The following is a 22,830-nucleotide window of genomic DNA, read 5'->3' as shown; positions in this document are numbered from 1 at the left end:
CCGGGCGTGCGCGTGCGCATTCCCGCGCAGTCCCCGCCGATCTCCGGGCACAATGTGCGGCATGGCTGTTTCTCAACCTGTCGATGTTGACCCGGCGATCGCCGATTTCGCGGCGATCGGGCGGTGGATGGACGAACAGGGCTTGCCCGGGACGGAATTCGATGCGGTCACCGCTCTGGGCGGCGGCACGCAGAACGTGATGCTGCGCTTCACCCGGGGCGGGCGCGAGTACGTGCTGCGGCGCGGGCCCAAGCATCTGCGTGCCAAGAGCAATGAGGTGATCGGCCGGGAATCACGACTGCTGCGCGCGATCGCCGGCACCGAGGTGCGCTCGCCCCGGGTGATCGCGGCCTGCGACGACGAGTCGGTGATCGGTGCGGTGTTCTATCTGATGGAGCCCATCCGCGGCTTCAATCCGCAGACGGAACTGCCCGAACTGCACGCCGGTGATCCCGAGGTCCGGCGCCAGATGGGTCTGTCCGCGGTCGAGGCCATCGCCCGGCTCGGCTCCCTCGACTATCAGGCGCTCGGCCTCGACGACTACGGACGTCCCGCGGGTTTCCTCGAGCGGCAGGTCCCGCGCTGGCTGCGCGAACTCGACTCCTACAACGCCAACGAGGGCTACCCCGGCCCGCAGATCCCCGGTCTCGAGCGGATCGGCGACTGGCTCGAGCGGCACCGGCCGGCGGACTGGCTGCCCGGCATCATGCACGGCGACTGTCACCTGGCGAACATGATGTTCGACTACGACGGCCCCGAGGTGGCGGCGATGGTCGACTGGGAGATGTCGACGATCGGCGATCCGCTGCTCGACCTGGGCTGGCAGCTGGCGACCAGGCCCGAGCCCGGCACCGTCGGGGCGGGTCTGATGGGCACCCTCGGCACCGTCGGCGGTCTGCCGACCGAGGCGGAGATGATCGAGCACTACGGCAAGTTCTCCGATCGCGATCTCAGTGCCGTCACCTGGTACACCGTGCTGGCCTGCTTCAAGCTGGGCATCGTCCTCGAGGGCACGTACGCGCGGGCCTTCGCGGGCAAGGCGCCCAAGCCGGTCGGCGACTTCCTGCACGCGGTGACGCTGGAACTCTTCGAGCAAGCGAATCAGCTCGCCGAATGATGCCGGATCTCGCCGATAGTTGGCTGAATATTGATGGAGCATAAAAAGAGGACAATTTAGGCTGACTTCCATGATCGTCCCCGACACCAAGAACTGGACCTGGGTCCTCGAACGCGCCTGCTCCGAGTGTGGATTCGATGCCGAGGCCACCGCATACTCGGCCGTCCCCGAGCTCGTGCTCGACAGTGCCACCCGCATCGGTGCGGCGCTCGAACGCGACGACGCGCGAGTGCGTCCCGACGAGCTGACCTGGTCGGTCCTCGAATACGGCGCTCACGTGCGCGACGTGTGCCGGATCTTCGATACCAGGCTCGCGCTGATGCTCGACGGTGACGGGGTCGAGGCGCCGCGGTTCGAGAACTGGGATCAGGACGCGACCGCCGTCGCCGATCGCTACGACCGGCAGGACCCCGCCGTAGTCGCCCGGGAGCTGGCGCTCGCCGCCGATCGGGTGGCTGCCGCGTTCGGCGCGGTGCCCGCCGATCGCCTCGATCTGCGGGGCGCGCGCAGTGACGGTTCGCTGTTCACGGTCACCTCGCTGGGCCGGTACTTCGTGCACGACGTCATGCACCACGTCCATGACGTGCGCGGATAGAAATCTCTCGAATATTTTCTAGAACGTGTTTCAGAAACCGGTGATTTGTGGCTAGGGTGAGTGCAGTCACAACGAGGCACGAGCTTGGCGAGAGGTCTACCGGCATGAAGACGAAGGGCGCGATCCTGTGGGGCACCGACCAGGAATGGTCGGTCGAGGAGATCGAGGTCGGCGACCCCGTCGCCGGTGAAGTGCAGATCCGGATGGAAACGGCGGGCATGTGCCACTCCGACCATCACATCGTCACCGGCGCGACGCCGATGCCGGCCTACCCGGTGATGGGTGGGCACGAGGGCGCGGGTGTGATCACCAAGCTCGGCCCGAACTGTCCGGCCGACCTGGCCGTGGGTGACCACGTCATCCTGTCGTTCATCCCCGCGTGCGGCCGCTGTCCCTCGTGCGTCGCCGGCAACATGGCGCTGTGCGACCTGGGCGCCGGACTGCTGATGGGGCAGGCCATTTCGGACGGCACGTACCGCATCCAGGCGCGTGGCGAGAATGTCATCCCGATGTGCCTGCTCGGCACGTTCTCCCCGTACATGACGGTGCACCACACGTCCGTGGTGAAGATCGATCCCACCATCCCGTTCGAGGTGGCGTGCCTCGTCGGCTGCGGCGTGCCGACCGGGTTCGGATCGTCGACCCATGTGGCACAGGTGCAGCCGGGTGAGACCGTGGTGATCGCGGGTATCGGCGGCGTCGGCATGAGCGCGCTGCAAGGGGCTGTGCTCTCCGGTGCGTCGAAGGTCATCGCCATCGACCCGAATCCGTGGAAGCGCGAACAGGCGCAGAAGTTCGGCGCCACCCACACCTACGAGAGCATGGCCGCCGCGATCATGCCGATGATCGAGGCCACCGAGGGGCGGATGGCCGAGAAGGTCATCCTCACCATGGGTGAGATGCACGGCGACTACGTCGAAGAGGGCCTGATCCTCACCGGCAAGGCGGGCACTCTCGTCGTCACCTCGATGGGGCGCATGGACGCCGGCGACGTCAAGATGAACAGCTTCCTGCTGTCGATGTTGCAGAAGACGGTGAAGGGCACGATCTTCGGCGGCGGCAACGCTCGCCAGGACGCGCCGCGCCTGCTCTCGCTCTACAAGGCGGGTCAGCTCAATCTCGACGACATGGTCACGCGCACCTACTCGCTCGAAGAGATCAACCAGGGCTACCAGGACATGCTGGACGGCAAGAACATCCGCGGCATCATCCGCTTCACCGAAGCCGACTGGTAGTCAGCTCTTGCCCGCCCGCTCGGCGAGGCGGACCGCGACCTGGGCGATCAGGTCGTACGGAATCGGTTCGCCGAGTGGGAATTTCAAGGTGCCACGGCCCGAGTTGTAGGGCTCGACGGCTTTCTCGAGCGCCTCGTCCCCCTCGGGGACGGGGTACACGCTCACGTGGGACTTCCAGCCCGCGAAGAAGATGAACACCCGGCCGTCGATGGTGGCGGCCGGGATGGCGTAGCTGATCTTTTCGCCCGTGTCGGGCACCGCGCGGTGGATCGTTTCGCGGATCCGCTGCAGGACAGCGCGCTCCGACGGCGGTTGGGCCGCCAGATAGGCGTCGACGGAGTCGGGTTTCTCGGTCATGTCCTCGACTCTAGGCTCTGACCAGCACTTTCTCCGGATGACCCGCGGCCTTCAGTCGCCCGTCCCGCAGCAGCAGACAGTGGTCTGCCCGGCTCGCCTCGTCCAGGTCGTGGGTGGCCTGGACGACAGTCACGCCTTCCGTGCTGATCTGCGCCAGAACCCGGGAGATCTCGGTCTGAGACGCCTCGTCCAAGCCCGCCGCCGGCTCGTCCAGCAGCAGTAGATCGGACTCCTGCGCCAAAGCCTGTGCGAGCAGTGCACGTTGGCGTTGACCGCCCGAGAGGGTGTCGAGCCGCCGGGTCGCCAGGTCGGCGAGCTCCATTCGTTCCAGGCAGGTGCGCGTTATCTCGCGATCCACACGAGTCAGACGCCGCCACGGTCCGCGGTGCGCCCAGCGCCCCATCGCGACCACTTCTCGCACCGTGATCGGCAGCGTCTGCGGAATCGCCGTGTGTTGCACCACGAAGGCGGGTCGCCGGGTGGTGGACCGGTGCACCGTCCCCTCCTGTGCCGCCACGGTGCCGGCGAGAACGCCGAGCAGGGTCGATTTCCCCGAGCCGTTGGGTCCGACGATCGCGGTCACCTGCCCCCGCGGGATCGTGGCCGTCACCTCGTGGAGTACGGGCCGCCGGGCGTAACCGGCGGTCAGCCGCTCGATCCGGATTGCTGCGTCATCTGTGTGCTGCATCTCACCTCAATTGAAACGATAATCATTTTCAGTATATCGTCTCGCGCTATGGATTGGCTGTTCGCCCCGTTCGAGGTGGCTTTCGTGCAACGCGCGCTGTGGGGTGGGCTGCTCGTGTCGTGCGTATGTGCCCTCGCCGGGACCTGGGTGGTGGTGCGCGGCATGGCATTTCTCGGCGACGCGATGGCGCACGGGATGCTGCCCGGCGTCGCGGTCGCCGCCTTGCTCGGCGGGAACCTGATGATCGGCGCCGCGATCAGTTGCACCGCGATGGCCGCCGGAGTGTCGCTGCTGAGCCGTGGCAAGCGGTTCGCGCCGGATACCGCGATCGGGCTGTTGTTCGTCGGGATGCTCGCGACCGGGGTGATCATCGTGTCGCGGTCGCAGTCCTTCGCGGTGGATCTGACCGGGTTCCTGTTCGGTGATGTGCTCGCCGTGCGCGCTATCGACCTGTGGTATCTCGTTGCGGCCCTTGTCGTCGCGCTGGTGGTGGCGGTGCTCGGGCATCGCGCGTTCGTGGCGCTCACCTTCGATGCACGCAAGGCACACACCCTCGGCCTGCGCCCGAAGCCGGCGCACGCGGCGCTGGTGGGGTTGGTGACCCTGGCGATCGTGGCGTCGTTTCATGTCGTGGGGACGCTGCTGGTCTTCGGATTGCTGATCGCACCGCCCGCCGCCGCGGTGTTCTGGTCGAACCGGGTGCCGGTGGTGATGGCGGTTGCCGCGTTGATCGGTGGGCTGTCCACCGTGGGGGGACTGGTCATTTCGTGGCACGCGGGGACCGCGGCGGGGGCCACCATCGCGGCGGTGGCCGTCGGCGCGTTCTTCGTGTCCGCGCTCGTTTCCGCGGTGCGGGAACGGGTCGGCCGGGTGGGCGTGGTCGCGCTCGCCGCGGTGCCGTTGGTCGGCTGCGGGGCAACGGAGGTGCCGGTCGTCGAGGAGACGGCGCCGCACGGGTTCGTCGCGGGCGCGGAGGAGATGAGCGAGGCTCAGACACGCGTGGTTGTCGCCGACGGGGCCGGGGCTGTGCGGGTGATCGATCTGTCGAGTGGGGAGGTCACGACAGTCGCCGCCGGTTCGCCGGAAAGTGTTCGAGCGCAACCGCATTCGAGCGCACCAGGTGGTGCTGCGCCGTCACCGAGCAGTGGCGACCAGAAGGTGTCGACCGTGGGAGCGGTGGGGGACGGGCGTTTCGCGTACCTGAGTTCAGGTGGGTCTATCCAGGTCGTGGACAGCGGAGCGTGGACCGTCGACCACGTCGACCACCGGCACTACTACAAGGCCCCCGTGCGGGAGATCGGTGCGATTGCCGCGACCGACAGTGGTGCGACTACCGGGCCTGGCGCCGCAAGTGTTTCTCCCGCACCGGAAGGCGTCCGCGGGGTTGTCGGGGCGTACAGCGATGCTGCCGTCGCGTCGGTGGTGCTGGACTCCGGCGCGTCGATCTTGTTCGACCGTCCGGCGCTGGACGGCGGCGTCGTCCAGACGCAACGCCGCATCGAGGGCATCGCGGTGCCGTATGCCGAGCGGATCGTGGTGGCTGACAGCTCGGGTCGAGTCGAGGTGCGCGGGCGTGACGGCGCGGCCGGGCGAGTGCAGGCTGCCACGTGTCCGCAGCCGAGAGGGCAGGCCGTAACCAGGCGCGGAGTAGTTTTCGGCTGTGCCGACGGCGCGGTCGTGGTGGCACAGCGCGAGGGCGAGGTCGTCGCCGAGAAGATTCCCTATCCGGCCCAGACCTCGGACCGGGCGAGCGCCTTCACCCACCGCCCCGGCAGCACCACCCTGACCGCGCTCGCGGGCCGCGATGGTGTGTGGACGCTCGACATCAGGAAGAAGACCTGGGCTCGTGTCGCGATCTCCGGCGCGGTCGCGGTGAACACCGCCGGTGAGGGATCGCCGCTGCTGGTGCTCACCCGCGATGGCGTGCTGCACGGCATCGACCCCGGCACCGGCACGGAGACGACGCGGACCGCGCTCCTCGCCGGACCCGTCGAAGGAGACCCGGTGATCAGTGTCGACCCGGAGCGCGCCTACATCAACGACTCTCGGGCGCGCACCGTCCACGAGATCGCCTACAACGACAATCTTCGCGTCGCGCGCACGTTCTCGCTGGACATCGCGCCCTCGCTGATGGTGGAGACCGGCCTGTGAAGCGCGCGCACATCTCTCACGTGGTCCCCTCGAGCCGACGGCGGGCAACTGCCGTGTCATCGATACCGTTGCACCGCTACGACATTCGTCGAATTACGGAGACGATCCGCCGCGCAGTCCCGCTCCTGTTCGCGGCTGCCCTGCTCGTGCCGCTGGTGAGTGCGTGCAGCAGCGGAGCCGAGCGGTCCGGGATCGTGGTGACCACCAACATCCTCGGCGATCTGACCCGGGCCGTCGTCGGTGACACGGTGCCGGTGACGGTGCTGATGCAGGCGGGGGCCGATCCGCATTCGTTCGGTATTTCCGCACGTCAAGCAGCCGAGATCGAGCGAGCGGCGCTGGTGGTGCACAACGGGCTCGGGCTCGAGGAAGGTGTGGCCCGGCACGTGGGGGCTGCCGCCGGTGCCGGGGTTCCCACCCTCGCCGTGGCCGAGCGGGTGGATCCGATCACCTACACCTCCGATGAGTCAGCGGGACAACCAGATCCGCACTTCTGGACCGATCCGCGCCGGGTGCGCACGGCTGTCGAGGTGATCAGTACCGAGGTGCTCGCCCGGGTCGACGGCATCGACGCCGACGCGGTGCGGGCGAACACGCAGCGCTACCTCGGCGAGGTCGACGAGCTGGACCGGTGGATGACCGATCGGTTCGCCGCCGTCCCGGCCGAGCGCAGGCAGCTGGTGACCGACCATCACGTCTTCGGGTATCTCGCACAGCGATTCGGATTCCGGGTGATCGGCGCGGTGATCCCCAGCGGCACCACCCTGGCCTCGCCGAGCGCCTCCGATCTCGACGACCTCGCGACCGCGATCAGGACCGCGGGTGTGCGCGCGATCTTCGCCGACTCCGCACAGCCCGATCGGCTGTCGCGCGTCCTCGCCGAACACACCGGGCTACAGGTGCAGGTGATCGCCCTGCACACCGAGTCGCTCACCGCGCCCGGTGACGGCGCGGCCACCTATCTGGAGATGGCTCGCGCCAACACCGAGGCCATCGCCCGTGGTCTATCCGGGCCAAGCACGTAATGCACGCACAAGAGATGGAGCACTACATGAACAGGTCACGGACCACCACCATGGTGGCCCTGTCCGCGGCACTCGCCTCGGCGATGGCGCTGAGCGGTTGCGGCACAGCGGATTCCGGTCACGACCACCCGCACACGCCCGGTGCCGAACCGATCGCCCTCACCTATGACGGCGGAATCTACGTCCTCGACGGCGCGTCACTGGCCCAGCGGGGCGAGGTGAAGATCGACGGCTACAACCGGCTCAACCCGGTCGGGGACGACGATCATCTGATGGTGTCGACCAAGGACGGCTTCCGCGTCTTCGACGCCTATGAGGCCGCGTTCACCGGAACCCAGTTCCCGGCCGCCAAGCCGGGCCACGTCGTCCGGCACGCGGGTAAGACGGTGCTGTTCGCCGACGGCTCCGGTGAGGTCACCGTCCTCGACACCGCGCAGGTCGACAGCGGTAAGCCGACGGAGGTCTACAGGGCCGCCGCCCCGCACCACGGTGTCGCGATCGAGTTGAGCAACGGGAACATGGTGCTCACCCTCGGCACCGAGGACAAGCGGGTCGGCGTCGTCGCGCTCGACAAGGACCGCAAGGAGCTCACCCGCAACGAGGACTGCCCCGGCGTACACGGCGAAGCGGCGGCCCAGGGCGAGGCGGTCGTGATCGGCTGCCAGACCGGCGCCCTCGTCTACCGCGACGGCAAGATCACCAAGGTCACCAGCCCCACCACCTACGGGCGGATCGGCAACATGTCCGGCACCGACGCGTCGCCGATCGTGCTCGGCGACTACAAGCAGGACAAAGACGCCGAACTCGAACGCCCGCAGCAGATTTCGCTGGTGAACACCGTCGACGGCACGCTGCGACTGGTCGACATCGGCACCAGCTACACCTTCCGTTCGCTGGCCCGCGGCCCGCAGGGTGAGGCGCTGGTGCTGGGCACCGACGGCAAGATCCACGTCATCGACCCCGTCGCGGGCGCGGTGGTTCGCACCATTCCCGTGATCGGCAGCTGGCAGGAGCCGCTCGACTGGCAGGTCGCCCGCCCGAACCTGTTCGTTCGCGACGGCGTCGCCTACGTGAGCGACCCCGCGTCCAAGCAGGTGCACCGTGTCGACCTGGCCGCCGGAAACATCACCGCCAGCACCACTCTGGCCGCCACGCCGAACGAGCTGACCGGCGTCACCGCGCACTGATCGAGGTCACCACGCTCGCCCGTGTTCGTTTCGGGGACACCGGGCGAGCGTGGTGCTCGTCGGTTCGGATCGTGGACTCAGGCGGCGCACCGCACGACGACCTCGCGCAGGTTGCGGCTGCGCACATCGTCGAGAATCGCCATCCCGAGGCGATTCATGCTGTAGCCGAAGCCCACTCCGGTTGCCGGGTCGGCGAATCCGAAGGAGCCGCCCAAACCGGTGGTGCCGTACGCGCGCTTGTCCGAGCCGAAGCGGAACGTGCCGCGCGACTTGCGGAAACCGAGGTGGTAGCGGCTCTTGGTGTGCAGCACCAGATCGTCGGCGGGCACATCGTCGGCGGTGTCGGCGGCGGCCAGCAGGTCGAGAACGTCCTCGCTGATCGGCAGCACACCGGTGCGGCCCGCGGCGGCGCCGTAGACCTTCGCCAGCGCGCGGGCATTACCGACGCCGTTCATGCCGGGCCATTCGATTTCTAGGAACTCCCGTCGCGCGGCGCGGGCGGGAGCGCCGGGGCGCGGATTGGTCAGGGCCGCGTAGGAGTATCCGCGCTTGGCATAGACCTCACCGCCGATGCGCAGCGGCAGATCGCGCCACTCGTAGCGCCAGATGTCCCAGCCCTTGGTCGCCGAGAGCTGGGCGACCCGGTCCATCGACTCGGTCTCGGGCAGTCCGATGAACAGATCGGCGCCGACCGGGGCGGCGATCTCCTCGGCGAAGAATCGCCCGAGACTTCGGCCCGCCGGATCCACCCGCCGCAGCAGTTCGCTCTGATACAGCCCCAGCGTGAGCGCGTGATAACCGTGCCGAGTGCCCGGCTCCCAGGCCGGCTTCTGCGCGGCCAGCAGCTCGCCGAGGGCGTCGCGGTCGACCAGTTCGCGCAGTTTCACGATCCGGTCCAGTCCCGACAGCCCGGCCTGATGGTCGATCAGCTGACGCACCGTGATGCGCTCCTTGCCGTGCGCGGCGAACTCCGGCCAGTACTTCGCCACCGGCGCCTCGTAGTCGAGCAGCCCCCGCGATACCGCCGCCGCGAGGGTGAACGCCGACATTCCCTTCGACGAGGAGAACACCGGCACGATCGTGTCGCGCTCCCAGGCCACCTCGCGCTTGCGGTCGCGATGGCCTGCCCACAGGTCGACCAGGGGTTGGTCACCGGAGTAGACGGCGACGGCGGCGCCGATCTCGCCGTGCTCGGTGAAGTTGCGGCGGAAGGCGTCGGCGACGGGGCCGAAACCGGCCGCCACGTCGCCGTGGATCGATGGTGCGGGACTCATGGTGTCCACGATCGTAGCCGCGTCTCGTACGCTGCCGATATGCGATCGTTGCAGCAGGTTCAGCACTGGCCGGTCGAGAACGCCGCCGCCGCCGTCGTCACCGCAGGCACGGTGTCGAGCATCGGCGACACCGAACGGGTGTTCCGGCTGGCCTCGGTCACCAAACCGCTCGTCGCCTATGCCACCCTCGTGGCGCTCGAGGAAGGCGCGGTCGAACTCGACCAACCGGCGGGTCCGCCCGGTTCGACCGTGCGGCATCTGCTGGCCCACACCTCGGGCGTCGCGTTCGCCACTCCCGAAGTTCTCGCCGCACCAGGGGCCCGGCGTATCTACTCGAGCGCGGGCTTCGAACTGCTCGCCGATTTCCTCACCGAGCACACCGGGATCGAATTCCCGCAGTATCTGCGCGAGGCGGTTTTCGAGCCGCTCGGTATGCGCACGGCGGTCCTCGACGGTTCCGCCGGCCATGCGGGCAGTGCCTCCCTCGCCGACCTCACGCTATTCGCCGCCGAGTTGCTGACACCTCAATTGATATCTCAGCAAACTCTGGACGACGCGACCTCGGTGCAATTCCCCGACCGCAACGGAGTCCTGCCCGGATACGGCTCCCAGCGCCCCAACGACTGGGGATTGGGATTCGAAATCCGCGACGGGAAAACCCCGCATTGGACGGGGGCAACCAATTCCGCCCGCACCTACGGGCACTTCGGGCAGTCCGGCACGTTCCTCTGGGTCGATCCGGAAATCGGAGTGGCGACAATCGCGTTGAGCGACGAGAATTTCGGGGACTGGGCCAGAGCGGCGTGGCCGAAATTCAGCGATTCCGTTATCGCAGAGACACATAACACGCAGTAAAGTAACACGCGCAACACCGCACACTTCAGTACACTCGTGCCACGCCAGACCGCGACGGGCCGTTGGGGAAGACGTTCCTTGTCGAGGCTGGAGGTGTTGGTAAGTGCGCGCATCGAGTCAGTTCGCTGACGCGACGGCGGGTGTGGTCTACATCCACTCATCGCCCGCCGCGTTGTGCCCTCACGTGGAATGGGCGCTGTCCACCGCGCTGTCGTCCCCCGCGAAATTGCGCTGGAACACCCAACCGGCCGACGGACAACTCCGCGCCAGCAGCGACTGGGTCGGCCCCGTCGGCACCGCGGCCCGGATAGCCCAATCATTGCGCACCTGGCCTGTACTCCGTTTCGAAGTCACCGAGGACCCCAGCGAAGGCGTCGACGGCGAACGCTACAGCTTCGTCCCCGCCCTCGGCCTCTGGCACGGATCCACCGGCGCCAACGGTGACGTGATGCTGGGCGAGATGCGATTACGCGCCTTACTCCAAGCCGCCAAAGAACTGGACGTCCACGGAACCTTCGACCTCTCCACAGAACTCGACCGAGCACTGGGCGCACCCTGGGACGAGGATCTCGAGGCATTCCGTCAAGGGACCGACAACGTCGGCGCGGAAGTCACCTGGCTGCGACGGGATGTGGGCTGAACCCTGAACCGTGCGCCGCGGCGTTCATCGTGACCGGCCGGTCGAGGTCAGTCGGCGAGGTCCATGCGGAGGAACTCGGTGATGCGGAGGAGTTTCGGTGGGCGGGGGATTTCCGGGGGAAGTGCCTGGAACGCTTCGTCTCTGCCGACGACGCGGGGTGCGGTGAGGGCTACTTCCCGGCCGTCCGTGCGGAGTTGCGCGGTGCCTGCGGCCAGGATGTTCTGCACCCAGTCCGAGGCTGATCCGTAGACGAGGACGAACAGGTAGCCGCCGTCGACGGGGTGGGCGTCGAGTGGGGTGCGGTAGGTCTTTCCCGAGGAGCGGCCGGTGTGGGTGAGGACCGGCCATTTTCCGCCTGCGACAGCGCGGGGGTTGAAGACGCGCTTGTTGATGTGGCCCCACCAAATCGGCATAGGCATGAGGTGCTCCCTTGTTCGGGCCGGTGACTTACACCTGTAAGGCTGACTTACGCCTGTAAGGTTGTCAACACTTCGTCACCGAGGAGGTCCCATGCCCGTACGGCAACCGCTCAGCCGCGATCGTGTGCTGGAGGCCGCGATTCGGGTCGCCGATCGTGGGGGAGTGGAGGCCATCACGATGCGGCGGGTGGCGCAGGAGCTGGGCGTGGAGGCGATGTCGCTCTACAACCACGTGCCGAACAAGGACGCGATGCTCGACGGGGTCGTCGACGCGGTGTTCGCGGCGATCGAGTTGCCGAAGGCGGACAGTGCGCAGTGGCGGGAGGCGATCCGCGACAGGGCCTGTTCGGCGCGTTCGGTACTGGCGCGACACAGCTGGGCGCTCGGGCTGATGGATTCCCGCCGGAATCCCGGATCGGCGACGCTGCGTCATCACGACGCTGTTCTCGGAGTTCTTCGCGAGGCCGGGTTCTCGCTGCCGATGGCCGCGCACGCGGTCTCGCTGATCGACAGCTACGTCGGCGGGTTCGTCCTGCAGGAGGCGAACCTGCCCGTGTCTGTGCCTGCCGACGTCGAGGAAGTCGCGGGCGGCATCCTCGCGAACCTTCCGGCAGGCGAGTTGCCGTATCTCACCGAGATGATCGTCGACCACGCACTGCGACCGGGGTACGACTACTCGAGCGAGTTCGGTTTCGGTCTGGATCTGATCCTGGATGGGCTCGAAGCGCGCCGAGCTTCGCGCTGAGGCGCCAGCCCCCGATTGCTGGGGCACCGCCGTCCTTGTTTCGAAATCCTCTGTGGTGCAGCATCAAACATGTGATGAACAGACGAATTTCTGGAGCCATCCTCGCCGCGTCAGCCGCGGCTGTCGCCTTCGGTCCCGGCGCGCCCGCAAGCGCGGCGACCCCGTTCGTAGCGCCCGAGATCAGCTTCGCCGGTACCGCGGCGGGCACCGTCACCGCCACCCTGCGCAACCCGAACGACCGGGGGCAGTGCTGGGCCGAAGCGGGCGTCGGTCCCGAGAACAACCACGTGTTCTTCGGTGACAGCGCCCCGGAATCGCTGGCCGACCCCGGCAAGACGGTCGTGACCTCGCTCGACGGTCTCGAGCCCGGCACCACGATCACCGCCCGCGGTGGCTGCGTCAACGGCGCCGAGTTCGCGTTCTCCGAGTTGGTCACGGTCACCGTACCGGCCGCGACGCCCTCGACCGGAAGTTTCGGCTTCTAGGTTCGCTGACAGCCGCGGCCGGTGTGCCGCGGCTGTCCTCACTCGCCTGTGCGTCGCGGCGGGAGGGCGACACGGTCGAGATCGTGGGCGAGGACGGCGCCGGGGAAGTCTGCCTGCTCGATGAACAGGTGGTCCTCGCTTTCGGTGTAGCGCTCTGAGAAATGCGTCAGAACAAGGGTTTTCACACCGCAGGAACGCGCGACCTCGCCCGCCTGACGCGCCGTGAGATGGCCGCGTTCGTGCGCCTGATCCGTCTCCGAGTCGAGGAAGGTGGACTCGATGATCAGCATGTCGACGCCATCAGCGAGCTCGAAGACGTTGTCGCACAGGCGCGTATCCATGACGAACGCGACCTTCTGGCCCGGCCTCGGCGCCGAGCATTCCTCCAGCATCGGTCCGGACAGCTCGCGGATCGCGGCGCCGGAAATGCCGTGCTCACGCAACTTCTCGGGCAGAAACGTTCGGCTGTCCGGTTCGGCGAGGCGATAGCCGTACGTGGGGATGCTGTGGGCGAGGGAAAGCGCGGTGAGGGTGAAACCGTTGCCCTGCAATGTTTCGCCGGGACCGCTCACCGGGTGCTCGATCAGCGTGGGAGAGCCGTAGTAGCTCGTCGCGTACCGCAACCGGTCCCAGTACTCGGCGTTCTCGCCGGGGTAGACGGCGTGCACCCCGTGGGGCACCCCGTCGCGTCCGAGCCGCTGCACGATGCCTGGAACGCCCAGCGAGTGGTCACCGTGAAAATGGGTGATACACAACCAATTCAGTTCGGTCGCGGAGGCGCCCGCGTGCGCCATCTGACGTTGCGTGCCTTCGCCGGGATCGAACAGCACACCCTGCCCGTCCCAGCGCAGCAGGTAGCCGTTGTGGTTGCGACGGCGGGTGGGCACAGCCCCGGCTGTGCCGAGGACGACGAGTTCTCGTGTCGACATCGACCCATCCTGGCGGGTCGCCGGGTCGGTGTCACGTCGATTCGAATGACGGACGCGACGACCGGGTGCGCGGAGGAAGGTGATGGTGAGATGGACCGAGTGCGTGCCGCCCGCCGAGGCCCGTACCGATGACACAGCTTCCGGAGGACGACGATGGATCTGTTCGACTACGACGCCGAACTACGTCTGCACACTGCTCACTTCTTCGCGGCCGCGAGCGTCGGAGCCGGTGATCGTGTGCTCGACATCGGCTGTGGCACAGGGCAGACCACGCGCGAGGCGGCTCGCGCGGCCGTCGACGGGAGTGCGGTGGGCGTCGACATCTCGGAGGTGATGCTCGAACAGGCCCGTCGCATCAGCGCCGACGAAGGGCCGTCGAATGTCAGTTTCGAGCTGGCCGATGCGCAGGAGAACACCTTTCCGCCCCTGTACTTCGACCTCTGTATCAGCAGGTTCGGGGTGATGTTCTTCGCCGATCCGGTCGCCGCGTTCACCAACATCGCACGCGCATTGCGTCCGGGCGGTCGTCTCGCGTGGCTGGTCTGGCAAGGCCACGACCGCAACGAATGGGCGACGGTGTTCAGCGACGTCCTCGCCGCATCGATCGCCACGCCCGGCCGCGGACCCTTCTCGCTTGCCGACCGGACCGCGACCGAATCCATGCTGACGACAGCGGGTTTCACCGACATCGACTTCACCGAGATCGACGACCCCGTCTACTACGGTCCCGACAGCGCGGCCGCCTACGACAACCTCCTCCGCCTGACAGGTTTCACAGCCTTCCTCACCGCGCTCGAGCCCACGAAAGCCGACCGAGCCCGCACACGGTTGCGCGAGATCCTGGCCGACCATGAGACAGAAACCGGTGTGTATTTCGACGCACGCTCGTGGCTCATCACCGCTCGTCGTCCTTGAGAGGGCCTTCGGGGATCCTTGCTCGCAGGTCTGCGGCGGCCGCAGCGGCGACAGACGAACCGCAGCCCGAGGAAGGAGCCGGACAGCACGAAATTCGAACGATACCGAGGTGCGTATCGGTTGCCGACGAGTTTGGGGCGGGTGAATCCTTTCGGGGCGCCGGTGCCTCTTATGTGTGTCGCGACGGACGTCGGGACAGGACACGGAGGTTTGTTGTGGTCATCGGTATCGGTGTTGTCGTCGGTCTGGTGTTGCTCTGCACGTGCATGGTGGTCGTGAAGCGCAAACGAGCTGGGCGTGGGTGAGTCGCGGTGGCCCGATGAGCGATTGATCGCCGCCGCGCAGGGTGGTGACGTGGATTCGATCGCGGCGCTGGTGGCGGGTTCGCATCCACATATCCAGCGCTTCGCCCATTCCCTGTGCGCCACACCGGAAGACGCCGAGGATGCGGCGCAGGAGGCGCTGATCATCCTGTATCGCAAGATCGGGATGTTGCGGGCCTCGGGTGCGCTGGCGTCGTGGATGTTCCGGATCGTTCGCAACGAGTGCCTGCGTCGGGCGCGGACGGGTCTGCCGGGACGAGCCCTCGTGCAGGACACCGTCGCGGCTGCTTCGGCCGAGGACGAAGTACTGCGACGTCTGGAAGCGGGCAGGGTGGCGGCCGCGGTCGCCGATCTGCCCGCCGACCAACGCAGCGTGCTGATCATGCGCGACATCCAGGGCTACAGCGGGCGGATGGTCGCCGATGCGCTCGGGCTCAGTACGGCGGCGATGAAGTCACGGCTGCACCGGGCCCGGGCGACAGTTCAACACGCGCTACAGGCCACGCCTGATGAGGCTGCCGGAGGAAATGATGAGCGATGATTTCGCGAGTAAGTCCATGGTCGAGCACCTGGTGCGCGGCGGGGTAGGGTTCGGCGCGCTGATCGGGTCGGTGGCGCTGATCCCGGTGGTCGGGCCGATCAGCTTGTTGCTGCTGCCCGTGGGTTTGATCGCACTGCGCGGGTGTCCGACGTGCTGGGCGATCGGACTGATGCAGACCCTCTCGCGGGGTCGGCTCCAGCGCTCCTGCGACGGCGGCCAGTGCACGCTGACCGTCAGCGACACCCACCGAGTCGCTTCCTAGGAGCTGACGGCTTCGAGCGGTCGCCGATCCGGCCGACCGCTCGAAGCAGCTCACGCCGCGCCGAGCAGGGGCAGGCACGGTGCGAGTCCGTCGATCTCGACGGTTGTTCGCTGCAGGCTCTCCCATTTCGCGCGCGAGAGACGAACTCGGCGCTGGACGATGGCCTTTCCGCGCACAGTGAGGCGCCGGATCCCGTCCGGCTCGTAGCCGAGCTTCTCGGAGACTCGCAACGATGGCGAGTTGTCGGCGAAGGCGCCGGATGTTGCGTCGGTGGCTTCGAGCCCTGCGAAGGCCAGGTGGAGGACCGCTGCGCGCATTTCGGTGCCGATGCCTCGCCCTTGATGTCGAAGGCCGATCCAGGAGCCGGTGTCGACCTCACGCAACGTCGCGTAGTCGCGGGCGGCGATCGCCTGCTGTCCGACGATTCGGCCGTGCTCGAAGACCGCGAGGTTCAGCGTCCAGTTGCCGGGGGACCAGTTGCCGAGTCGGAGCCAGTGGTATTGGACCACCGAGCGTGCTCGTTCGCGGGGAGGAAGGTCGGTCCACGGGACGGCGAACGGCATGCGGTCAGGGTCGTGGACGCCGTCGGCCGCGAGCTCGGCCAGCTCGGCGAGCTCGGCATCCGAGGGCAAGCGCAGTTCCAGGCGGGGTGTGGCCAGTCGCAGTCCGAACAGCGGCCAGTGATCGGTGAGCATGAGTCATTCTGCGGGGCGGACCCGACCCTTCTCACCTCATTTTCAATGGCAGTGAATCCCCAGCGCCGCAATTGAACCGAGGGTGCGAACCCGCTGTCCGGACCGAGCGCGGCTTCCGTGTGATCTCCGGGTGTGGTCCAGGGTTGTTCCGGATGTGTGGACGGTGGGGGATTCCTAGGGTCGGATGATGCGCAGATTCTCGATCGTTGCCGCGATGGCGGTTGTCGTCTCCTTGGTGGGGTGTGCGAGTCCGGCGGACGGTCCCGAGGTCTCGCCCTCCGAGAACCGCGCGGAATCCTCCGGGCGGGTGCAGCGGGTGCGCGACGACATCGACGCGGCAGTGGCCTCGGGGGTGTCGGGGGTGATCGCGACACTCACCGAGAACGGCAAGACCACCACGTTGGCCGCCGGTGTCGGCGATCAGGCCACCGGGGTGCCGATTCCGGTCGAGCCGCCGCAGCGGGTTCGGGTCGGCAGCGTGTCGAAATCCTTTGTCGCGGCGATCGTGCTGCAACTCGTGGCCGAGGGGCGAATACAACTCGACGAGCCGATCGATACCTATCTGCCCGGCTCGATCGTCGGTGACGGCGTCGACGGACGGGCCATCACGGTGCGTCAGATCCTGCAGCACCGCAGCGGGTTACCGGAGTTCGCCGACGCACCGGAGATCGACGAATACCGCGCCGCTCTCGACCATCGGACGTTCACACCCGCCGAACAGCTCGCCATCGCCTTGCGGCGGCCGGCGAAGTTCGCACCGGGTGCCCGCTTCACCTATACGAACACGAACTATCTGGTTGCCGCGATGCTCGTCGAGCGCGTCACCGGACGCCCCTATGCGGATGCCTTGCAGGACAGGATCATTCGCCCGCTGGGTTTGACCGGAACCTACCTGCCCGCTACCGGCGAGCACGATATCCGCGGTCCGCACCCGCACGGCTACGCGCCGATCGACGGCACCCGCACCGATGTGACCCGGATCGAGCCCTCGGTACCGTGGGCGGCAGGCGCCCTGGTCTCCACCGGCGAGGACCTCAACCGATACTTCCTCGACCTGGTGGCGGGAAAGGTGGTGGCGGAACCGGAACTTCAGCAGATGCTCGCCACCTTGCCGACCGGCGTGGACAGCATGCCCGAATACGGTCTCGGCGTGATGTCGGCCGAACTGTCCTGCGGCACCCGCTATATCGGGCACACCGGCGGAATCACCGGGTACGCCACCTTCGCGGGCGCCACCACCGACGGGCGGGCCGCCACGATCGTCTGGACCGAGCCGCCCAGCGAACAGCCGGACATGATGGCGATCCTGACCCGCGCCCTGTGCCCCTGACTCGGCTATCCCCCGAACAGCAGATACAGCCCGGTGAACGTGAAGCCGACCATGGTCAGCATCAATGCCAGCTGGCCGGTCAGCCGGTGACGCGGTGGGAGAAGAACTAGGCAGCGATCGTGCGCGGCGGCGACACCGAGGATGTGGCCGATCAGGACAGCGAGCACTTTGCAGGTGGCGAGCACACTCGGATGACTCGACAGCACGTAGGCGACGTCTCGATCGGCCAGGCCCGCGATGTTCCATCCACGGTCGAGTGGGTCCGCGAACAGCAGTACTGTCGCCTGCCCCTTCTCGAGGAGGAACGTGAGGTAATGGGCGATCAGATAGCCCGCCACGATCGGGGTGAGACTGAGTGCCAGCCGCCGCGGCAGCAGCGCTCGATCGGCGTGGGAGAGGCCGCCGGTGGCGCGCGCGGCGACGGAGAACAACCCGCCCACCACCCCGATGAAGACCAGCAGTCCGGCCGTGCGCACCAGTGTCGCGTCGACGACCGGGGCCAGATCGTCGACCAGTTCGCGCCACCGCGGAAAAGCGGAGAAGCTGTCGAAGGCGGTGGATCCGAGCAGCGTCGCCGCGACCGTGACAGATCCGGCGAGTCCGGGAGTCCCCGCGAGATTGTTCAGCGGCATCCGCAACACCGGCTGCCCGGCGTGGTCGCGGCCGTAGGCGCTCAGGTGCGCCAGCAGCGTGCTGTACACCTCGAGCGGATCGGCCCGCTCTGCCCAGACGGTGCCGAACAGCGTGAGACCGATCGTGGTCACGACCAGATAGCCGAGCAGCCAGGTGAGCACCGAGCTCACCGACCCCGGTGCGCGCCAAGCCAATTCCAGCCACACGAAGGAGAACAGGCCCGCGGCGGCCGGGAGGTAGCCCCACTCCTCGCGATAGCGGAGAAGTCCCTGCTCCGGCGGGCGCCGCAGCAGGAGGCAGCCGAATCGATGGATCGCCCGGACCGGCGAAGCGACCTTCCAGACCGGTCCGATCAGCAGGGACGCCACCATCACCCCGACCCAGACGCCGATGTACAGCACTCCCGTCACCGGATTCAGGGCCGGATCCGAGGAGCCGAACACCGCGATGACGAGCACGCAGCCGGTGACCACCACGCTCGCCACGGCGATGACCGTCCGCGTCGCGCGGGCGTCGATCATCCGGCGAACCGGCATGGGCAGCGGGAATCCCGGTGAGTCGGGGTCGAGCCGGGGTCGACGCCAGGCGAGGAACAACAGGGCGAACGAGAAGGTGAGCGCCCACGCCGCGCCGATCAACGCGTAGGTGAGCGGAATCGGCAGGTCAGCGGCGCCGTTGAGGCCGTGGGCGAGGGAATTCACTGCCGGACCAGCAGCGTCGTCACCGTCCGTCCGAGGTGGTGCAGCTCGATCTCCACCCGGCCCGGCACCGTCACGGTGAAGTCGAACCGCTGGCCCGACGCCGCGGCGACGGGAAAGGTGTGCGCGGGGGCTGAGTGGACATGCAGTTCGTCGGTGGCGTCACTGTCGACCCGCAGCACGATGCGTTGCCCGGCCGTGGCTTCGGTGCGCGTATTGGCCGGGGACACCGCGCCGTTCGCGATCCGGATGTCGATGATGCGGGCCGTGCTCGCGGGCTCGCCGGCCGGCTCGGACTCCGCACCCGATGAGCAGCCCACCAGCAGCGAACCCGCGGCGACCGTGACAAAGCCGTACCGGAGCCGACGAGGGGTCACGGATTCTCCTCGGTGCGGTCGATCGGCACGGATTGTGCTCGTGCGTCCTCGTTTTCGCGCTTCTCCGCGCGCCGGTCACGCATCGCGATGAACAGCACCAGGCCGACCAGTGCCACCGCGGGCAGGAAGGCCGGGATCGCCAGCAGGAGGGAGTGGTCGGCGAGGATGTCGACGTGCTCCTGGCCGATCATGGTCCGACCGTCGCCCGCTGGTCCGGTGTGCTGCCCGCCGCCAGATACCGGTCGTTGACGCGGGCCGCACCCCACGCCATCGCCGCGATCAAGGCCAGGCTGCACGCCAGCACCACCAGGCCCGCCAACCCGATCAGCCAGGACGGATGATCGAAGGACCGCTCGCGTTGCAGGACCGAGATCTCCTCGACGAACGGCCGCGTGAAGCTCGCGGGCGCGGGCACCTCCGCGGCGCCGATGCCGCGATCGAGCGGCATGAAGATCGGGAGCGCGGATTGCATGCGCCCGTCCTGCAGGCGCAGCAGTGTCTTCCAGGTGCCGTGCACGGGTACGGGCCGGGTGGAGACGAAGTGGTCGTCGGCGACGCGACGCAGCTTGTCCACGACTAGGCCGTGGCCGGGGCTGTCGTCGCCGGTACCGCCCTGCCAGGCCAGGATCTCCACCCACTCCGGATCGGAACCGATGAGATCGCCGGGGGAGAGCCGGATGTCGGCGGTGACCATCCGCCCACCCTGCTCGGGAGCGGCGTCGGTCAGCGCGACTGTCGCCGACGCGTTCTCCGGTACCCGGATGATCAGCCCGTTCGCGGTCGCCGCTGCCGCGATCACCACCGCGGCGACCACGAGTCCACGCCGCACCGCAGGTCTGGGCAGTGCCTCGCCGCGCAAGACGGTGCCGAGCATCGCGCCGATCACACCGCCCGCCACACCGACCGGCACCGCCATCGCGAGCAGTTCCAGCCACATCCCGCCGACCCAGGGATTGACGAACATCCGCTCGATCCACAGCGATTCGAGCCAGATGCCCACCGTCGCCACACCGAGCCCGGTGAGCGCACCCCACCAGAGCGGTCGGCGAATCAGCGGAACAAGGGCGAGCAGTTCGACCACGATCGCGGCACCGAGGTAGAGCGGGAACACATTGCGTGGCGCCTCGAATCCGGTGCCGACGAGGACCGCCACGATGGACCGCACGCAGAAGGCGAAGGCCACGAGCAGCAGTGTGCTGAGTGGGCCGAGCGTCAACCGCGCCGAGATCAGCGCGATCGTGGCGGCGAAGACGATCAACATCGGTTGCAGCACCAGCCGGAACTGTTCGACGCCGAAGTCGAACTCCACCTGGAACACCGACAGCCCGATCACCAGGCCGCCGAACGCGAAGGCCTGGATCGCCCACAGCATCCGCCCGTCGGTCCGTTCGGGGTCGGGCCGGTTGTAGCGGCCCTCGAGTTCGAGCAGGAGCACCCCGATCAGCGACAGACCGGCGCCGCCGATGAGCATGAGGTGGGTGGGTCCCCACAGCGTGACGTCCTGGCCGAACAGCCGGTGCCAGATGTCGTCGAGCGGGAAACCGATCAGCGCGTACAGACCGGCACCGGCGATCAAGATGCCGCCCACGGGGGCGTACCAGTCGCGGGTGATCTTCACCGCGGCCCTGCCCGGCTTCTCGTCGAGCGGCAGGATGATCGCGAGCATGCCCGCCATGAAGAGGAAGAACAGGCCGACGAGGATGAAATAGTGCGCCGGGTTGGCCAGCGGCCCGTCGTCGCGGCCCTTGCCGACATGCAGGCTCACGTCCCAGATGAAGCCGAGAAACGCGGTCAGGATGGTCGCGAGGAACATCGCGATCGGCAGCGCCACCCAGCCGGGACGGTTCATGAGGCGGCCGCTGAAGTCGGCCAGCCGTTGCAGCCAGGTGATGCGTCGCGTCCGGTGCAGGTAGGCCACCCACAGCAGCACCGCGCCGACCACCGCGGCAGCTCCTGTCATCAGCGCCACCTGATCGAGGGCAGCGCCACCACCCTCGGTGCCCGGGGCGGCCAGGATCGTCGACGGATCGCTCAACACTGTGGCCACGGCAGTCCTCCGATATGTCGAAGCGCCCGGTCTGCGGGGTAACGAACAGTATCCCGAATTCCGCGCTACACCGATACCCCGCGCGCGGGTCGCGGTCGAGCGCTCAGCCGCGCCAGGTGTCTACCCGGCCGGACGCAGCTGCTCCCGGTACTGCTCGCCCCAGGTCTCCATCAGCTCGATGATCGGGACGAGACCGCGGCCGAACTCGGTCAGCTCGTACTCGACCCGGGGCGGGACCTCCGGATACACGGTGCGGGTGAGCACGCCGTCGCGCTCGAGTTCGCGCAGCTGCGCGGTCAGCATTCGCTGGGTCACGTGCGTCATGGCGCGGCGCATCTCGGTGAACCGGGCCGTACCCTCGCTCAGCTGGAAGACGATCATGCCCTTCCATTTGCCGCCGATCACATCGAGGGTGACCTCGACCGGGCAGTCGAAATCGAGATCCTGCTTACGTTTGGCCATACACATCCTCGTCTCACCGGCAAAGGTATGAAAAAGGGTACTGGGTAACAGAAATGTGCGTTCTTACGCGGATATTCCCCGTCGGGCAGGCTCGATCCAGCAAGCAGATTCGGTCCCGACAGGAGTTTCAGAGATGGCCCAGCTACTTCAGCTCGATGCCAGCCCGCGCCGATCGCGCTCCCACACCCGCACGCTGGTCGGGGAGTTCGTCGCGCGCTGGAGCGAGGGCAGGCCTGGTGACACGGTGATCCGCCGCGACCTCGGCCACGAACCGCCTCCGCACCTCACCGAGGAGTGGATCGCCGCCGCCTTCACCCCACCGGAGGCGCGCACCCCGCAGATGCGCGACACCCTCGCCTACAGCGACCAGCTGGTGGACGAGCTGTTCGCCTCCGACGTGCTGGTACTCGGAGTCCCCATGTACAACTTCGGGGTACCGGCCATGCTGAAGGCCTACATCGACCAGATCGTCCGGGTCGGGCGCACCTTCTCCTTCGATCCCGAGGCCGCGGCTCCGTACACACCACTCACCTCCGAAAAGCGCGCCTTCGTCATCGTCGGCACCGGCGACGCCGGCTACGAGACGGGCGGTCCGCTGGCGAGCATGAATCACGTGGAGCCGTACCTGCGCACGGCTCTGGGTTTCATCGGCATCGACGAGGTCGAGTTCGTGTACACCGGCAACGACGAATTCGGCGGGGAGCGCCTCCAACGGTCCCTCGAACGCGCCCGCGACCGGGTAGCCGACCTGACTCTCGAGCGTGAAGTTGTCGATATGGCGGGCTGAGCAGCGGCTATGACGCCGAAACCCCGGACATGGCCCGGGGTTTCGGTAGCCGACCTGA

The 22,830-nt window shown here is 67.7% G+C and carries 26 protein-coding genes; 15 read left to right on the top strand and 11 right to left on the bottom strand.

What is annotated here, in order from left to right; genetic code table 11:
- Positions 1-52: 52 nt before the first annotated feature.
- The 3 genes from ACWDXS_RS23880 to ACWDXS_RS23870 all read left to right on the top strand — a co-directional run bounded on the left by ACWDXS_RS23880 (position 53) and on the right by ACWDXS_RS23870 (position 2,947).
- Positions 53-1,117, top strand: coding sequence for a phosphotransferase family protein (locus ACWDXS_RS23880; RefSeq protein ID WP_379315171.1), 1,065 nt, complete (start codon positions 53-55; stop codon positions 1,115-1,117).
- 70 nt (positions 1,118-1,187) lie between these two features.
- Positions 1,188-1,712, top strand: coding sequence for a DinB family protein (locus tag ACWDXS_RS23875; protein ID WP_449968785.1), 525 nt, complete (start codon positions 1,188-1,190; stop codon positions 1,710-1,712).
- 104 nt (positions 1,713-1,816) lie between these two features.
- Positions 1,817-2,947: an NDMA-dependent alcohol dehydrogenase gene (locus ACWDXS_RS23870; protein ID WP_378996349.1), complete on the top strand. Its 1,131-nt coding sequence runs from the start codon at positions 1,817-1,819 to the stop codon at positions 2,945-2,947.
- Here the strand turns inward: ACWDXS_RS23870 and ACWDXS_RS23865 are convergent, their stop codons facing one another.
- Positions 2,948-3,304 carry an iron chaperone gene (locus ACWDXS_RS23865; protein ID WP_387449237.1) on the bottom strand — a complete coding sequence of 119 codons (357 nt, stop codon included), beginning with the start codon at positions 3,302-3,304 and terminating at the stop codon, positions 2,948-2,950.
- Positions 3,305-3,314: 10 nt separating this feature from the next.
- A complete protein-coding gene (aztA, locus tag ACWDXS_RS23860; RefSeq protein WP_449968780.1) occupies positions 3,315-3,992 on the bottom strand; it encodes a zinc ABC transporter ATP-binding protein AztA in 678 nt (225 codons plus the stop codon).
- A 48-nt stretch (positions 3,993-4,040) separates the two neighbouring features.
- Between aztA and aztB the strand changes: the two genes are divergently transcribed.
- From aztB to aztD, 3 genes are all read left to right on the top strand, one after another.
- Positions 4,041-6,143 carry a zinc ABC transporter permease AztB gene (gene aztB / locus ACWDXS_RS23855; protein WP_449968777.1) on the top strand — a complete coding sequence of 701 codons (2,103 nt, stop codon included), beginning with the start codon at positions 4,041-4,043 and terminating at the stop codon, positions 6,141-6,143.
- Between the two features lie 152 nt (positions 6,144-6,295).
- A complete protein-coding gene (gene aztC / locus ACWDXS_RS23850; RefSeq protein WP_449969151.1) occupies positions 6,296-7,168 on the top strand; it encodes a zinc ABC transporter substrate-binding protein AztC in 873 nt (290 codons plus the stop codon).
- Between the two features lie 26 nt (positions 7,169-7,194).
- Positions 7,195-8,355, top strand: a complete 1,161-nt coding sequence (gene aztD / locus ACWDXS_RS23845) for a zinc metallochaperone AztD (RefSeq protein WP_449968774.1) — start codon at positions 7,195-7,197, stop codon at positions 8,353-8,355.
- A gap of 77 nt (positions 8,356-8,432) precedes the next feature.
- Here the strand turns inward: aztD and ACWDXS_RS23840 are convergent, their stop codons facing one another.
- A complete protein-coding gene (locus tag ACWDXS_RS23840) occupies positions 8,433-9,629 on the bottom strand; it encodes a serine hydrolase domain-containing protein (RefSeq protein ID WP_379313511.1) in 1,197 nt (398 codons plus the stop codon).
- Between the two features lie 39 nt (positions 9,630-9,668).
- On the opposite strand from ACWDXS_RS23840, the gene ACWDXS_RS23835 reads away from it, so the two are divergent.
- Positions 9,669-10,484 (top strand): serine hydrolase domain-containing protein, encoded by an 816-nt coding sequence (locus ACWDXS_RS23835; protein WP_378996333.1) that lies wholly within the window; start codon positions 9,669-9,671, stop codon positions 10,482-10,484.
- A gap of 103 nt (positions 10,485-10,587) precedes the next feature.
- Positions 10,588-11,124, top strand: a complete 537-nt coding sequence (locus ACWDXS_RS23830) for a DUF3145 domain-containing protein (protein ID WP_378996331.1) — start codon at positions 10,588-10,590, stop codon at positions 11,122-11,124.
- Positions 11,125-11,171: 47 nt separating this feature from the next.
- Here the strand turns inward: ACWDXS_RS23830 and ACWDXS_RS23825 are convergent, their stop codons facing one another.
- Complete coding sequence (locus tag ACWDXS_RS23825; protein ID WP_378996329.1) at positions 11,172-11,543, bottom strand: nitroreductase family deazaflavin-dependent oxidoreductase; 372 nt, start codon at positions 11,541-11,543, stop codon at positions 11,172-11,174.
- Between the two features lie 91 nt (positions 11,544-11,634).
- On the opposite strand from ACWDXS_RS23825, the gene ACWDXS_RS23820 reads away from it, so the two are divergent.
- On the top strand, positions 11,635-12,288 hold the full coding sequence (locus ACWDXS_RS23820; protein ID WP_387449218.1) for a TetR/AcrR family transcriptional regulator: 654 nt from the start codon (positions 11,635-11,637) through the stop codon (positions 12,286-12,288).
- Between the two features lie 74 nt (positions 12,289-12,362).
- Positions 12,363-12,773 (top strand): hypothetical protein, encoded by a 411-nt coding sequence (locus ACWDXS_RS23815; RefSeq protein ID WP_378996324.1) that lies wholly within the window; start codon positions 12,363-12,365, stop codon positions 12,771-12,773.
- 38 nt (positions 12,774-12,811) lie between these two features.
- On the opposite strand, the gene ACWDXS_RS23810 is transcribed toward ACWDXS_RS23815, so the two are convergent.
- On the bottom strand, positions 12,812-13,702 hold the full coding sequence (locus tag ACWDXS_RS23810) for a ribonuclease Z (protein ID WP_449968767.1): 891 nt from the start codon (positions 13,700-13,702) through the stop codon (positions 12,812-12,814).
- A 153-nt stretch (positions 13,703-13,855) separates the two neighbouring features.
- Between ACWDXS_RS23810 and ACWDXS_RS23805 the strand changes: the two genes are divergently transcribed.
- The 3 genes from ACWDXS_RS23805 (at position 13,856) to ACWDXS_RS23795 (ending at position 15,743) form a co-directional block, all read left to right on the top strand.
- Positions 13,856-14,617 (top strand): class I SAM-dependent methyltransferase, encoded by a 762-nt coding sequence (locus ACWDXS_RS23805; protein ID WP_449968764.1) that lies wholly within the window; start codon positions 13,856-13,858, stop codon positions 14,615-14,617.
- 297 nt (positions 14,618-14,914) lie between these two features.
- Entirely contained in the window at positions 14,915-15,481 is a 567-nt protein-coding gene (locus ACWDXS_RS23800) for an RNA polymerase sigma factor (protein ID WP_449968761.1), read from the top strand.
- A complete protein-coding gene (locus ACWDXS_RS23795) occupies positions 15,471-15,743 on the top strand; it encodes a hypothetical protein (RefSeq protein WP_378996315.1) in 273 nt (90 codons plus the stop codon). The genes ACWDXS_RS23800 and ACWDXS_RS23795 overlap by 11 nt, the downstream gene beginning before the upstream one ends.
- Positions 15,744-15,793: 50 nt before the next feature.
- Here the strand turns inward: ACWDXS_RS23795 and ACWDXS_RS23790 are convergent, their stop codons facing one another.
- On the bottom strand, positions 15,794-16,438 hold the full coding sequence (locus ACWDXS_RS23790) for a GNAT family N-acetyltransferase (protein ID WP_449968758.1): 645 nt from the start codon (positions 16,436-16,438) through the stop codon (positions 15,794-15,796).
- Between the two features lie 187 nt (positions 16,439-16,625).
- Here ACWDXS_RS23790 and ACWDXS_RS23785 point away from each other — a divergent pair, with 187 nt between their 5' ends.
- Positions 16,626-17,768: a serine hydrolase domain-containing protein gene (locus ACWDXS_RS23785; protein WP_449968755.1), complete on the top strand. Its 1,143-nt coding sequence runs from the start codon at positions 16,626-16,628 to the stop codon at positions 17,766-17,768.
- Positions 17,769-17,773: 5 nt separating this feature from the next.
- Here the strand turns inward: ACWDXS_RS23785 and ACWDXS_RS23780 are convergent, their stop codons facing one another.
- The 5 genes from ACWDXS_RS23780 to ACWDXS_RS23760 all read right to left on the bottom strand — a co-directional run bounded on the left by ACWDXS_RS23780 (position 17,774) and on the right by ACWDXS_RS23760 (position 21,985).
- Entirely contained in the window at positions 17,774-19,102 is a 1,329-nt protein-coding gene (locus ACWDXS_RS23780; protein ID WP_449968752.1) for a hypothetical protein, read from the bottom strand.
- Positions 19,099-19,476: a hypothetical protein gene (locus ACWDXS_RS23775; protein WP_449968749.1), complete on the bottom strand. Its 378-nt coding sequence runs from the start codon at positions 19,474-19,476 to the stop codon at positions 19,099-19,101. Before ACWDXS_RS23775 ends, ACWDXS_RS23780 begins: the two co-directional genes overlap by 4 nt.
- The gene (locus tag ACWDXS_RS23770) at positions 19,473-19,667 is read right to left on the bottom strand and encodes a hypothetical protein (protein ID WP_387449193.1); all 195 of its coding nucleotides are present in this window, start codon (positions 19,665-19,667) and stop codon (positions 19,473-19,475) included. The genes ACWDXS_RS23775 and ACWDXS_RS23770 overlap by 4 nt, the downstream gene beginning before the upstream one ends.
- A complete protein-coding gene (locus ACWDXS_RS23765) occupies positions 19,664-21,523 on the bottom strand; it encodes a hypothetical protein (RefSeq protein ID WP_449968745.1) in 1,860 nt (619 codons plus the stop codon). The genes ACWDXS_RS23770 and ACWDXS_RS23765 overlap by 4 nt, the downstream gene beginning before the upstream one ends.
- A 120-nt stretch (positions 21,524-21,643) precedes the next feature.
- Positions 21,644-21,985, bottom strand: a complete 342-nt coding sequence (locus ACWDXS_RS23760) for a winged helix-turn-helix transcriptional regulator (protein ID WP_378996302.1) — start codon at positions 21,983-21,985, stop codon at positions 21,644-21,646.
- A gap of 133 nt (positions 21,986-22,118) precedes the next feature.
- On the opposite strand from ACWDXS_RS23760, the gene ACWDXS_RS23755 reads away from it, so the two are divergent.
- Positions 22,119-22,772 (top strand): FMN-dependent NADH-azoreductase, encoded by a 654-nt coding sequence (locus tag ACWDXS_RS23755; protein WP_449968742.1) that lies wholly within the window; start codon positions 22,119-22,121, stop codon positions 22,770-22,772.
- Positions 22,773-22,830 lie beyond the last annotated feature (58 nt).

This window comes from Nocardia sp. NPDC003183 (assembly GCF_053590715.1).
Note: the sequence above shows the minus strand (reverse complement) of the source record. Positions and strands in the feature narration are given on the sequence as shown.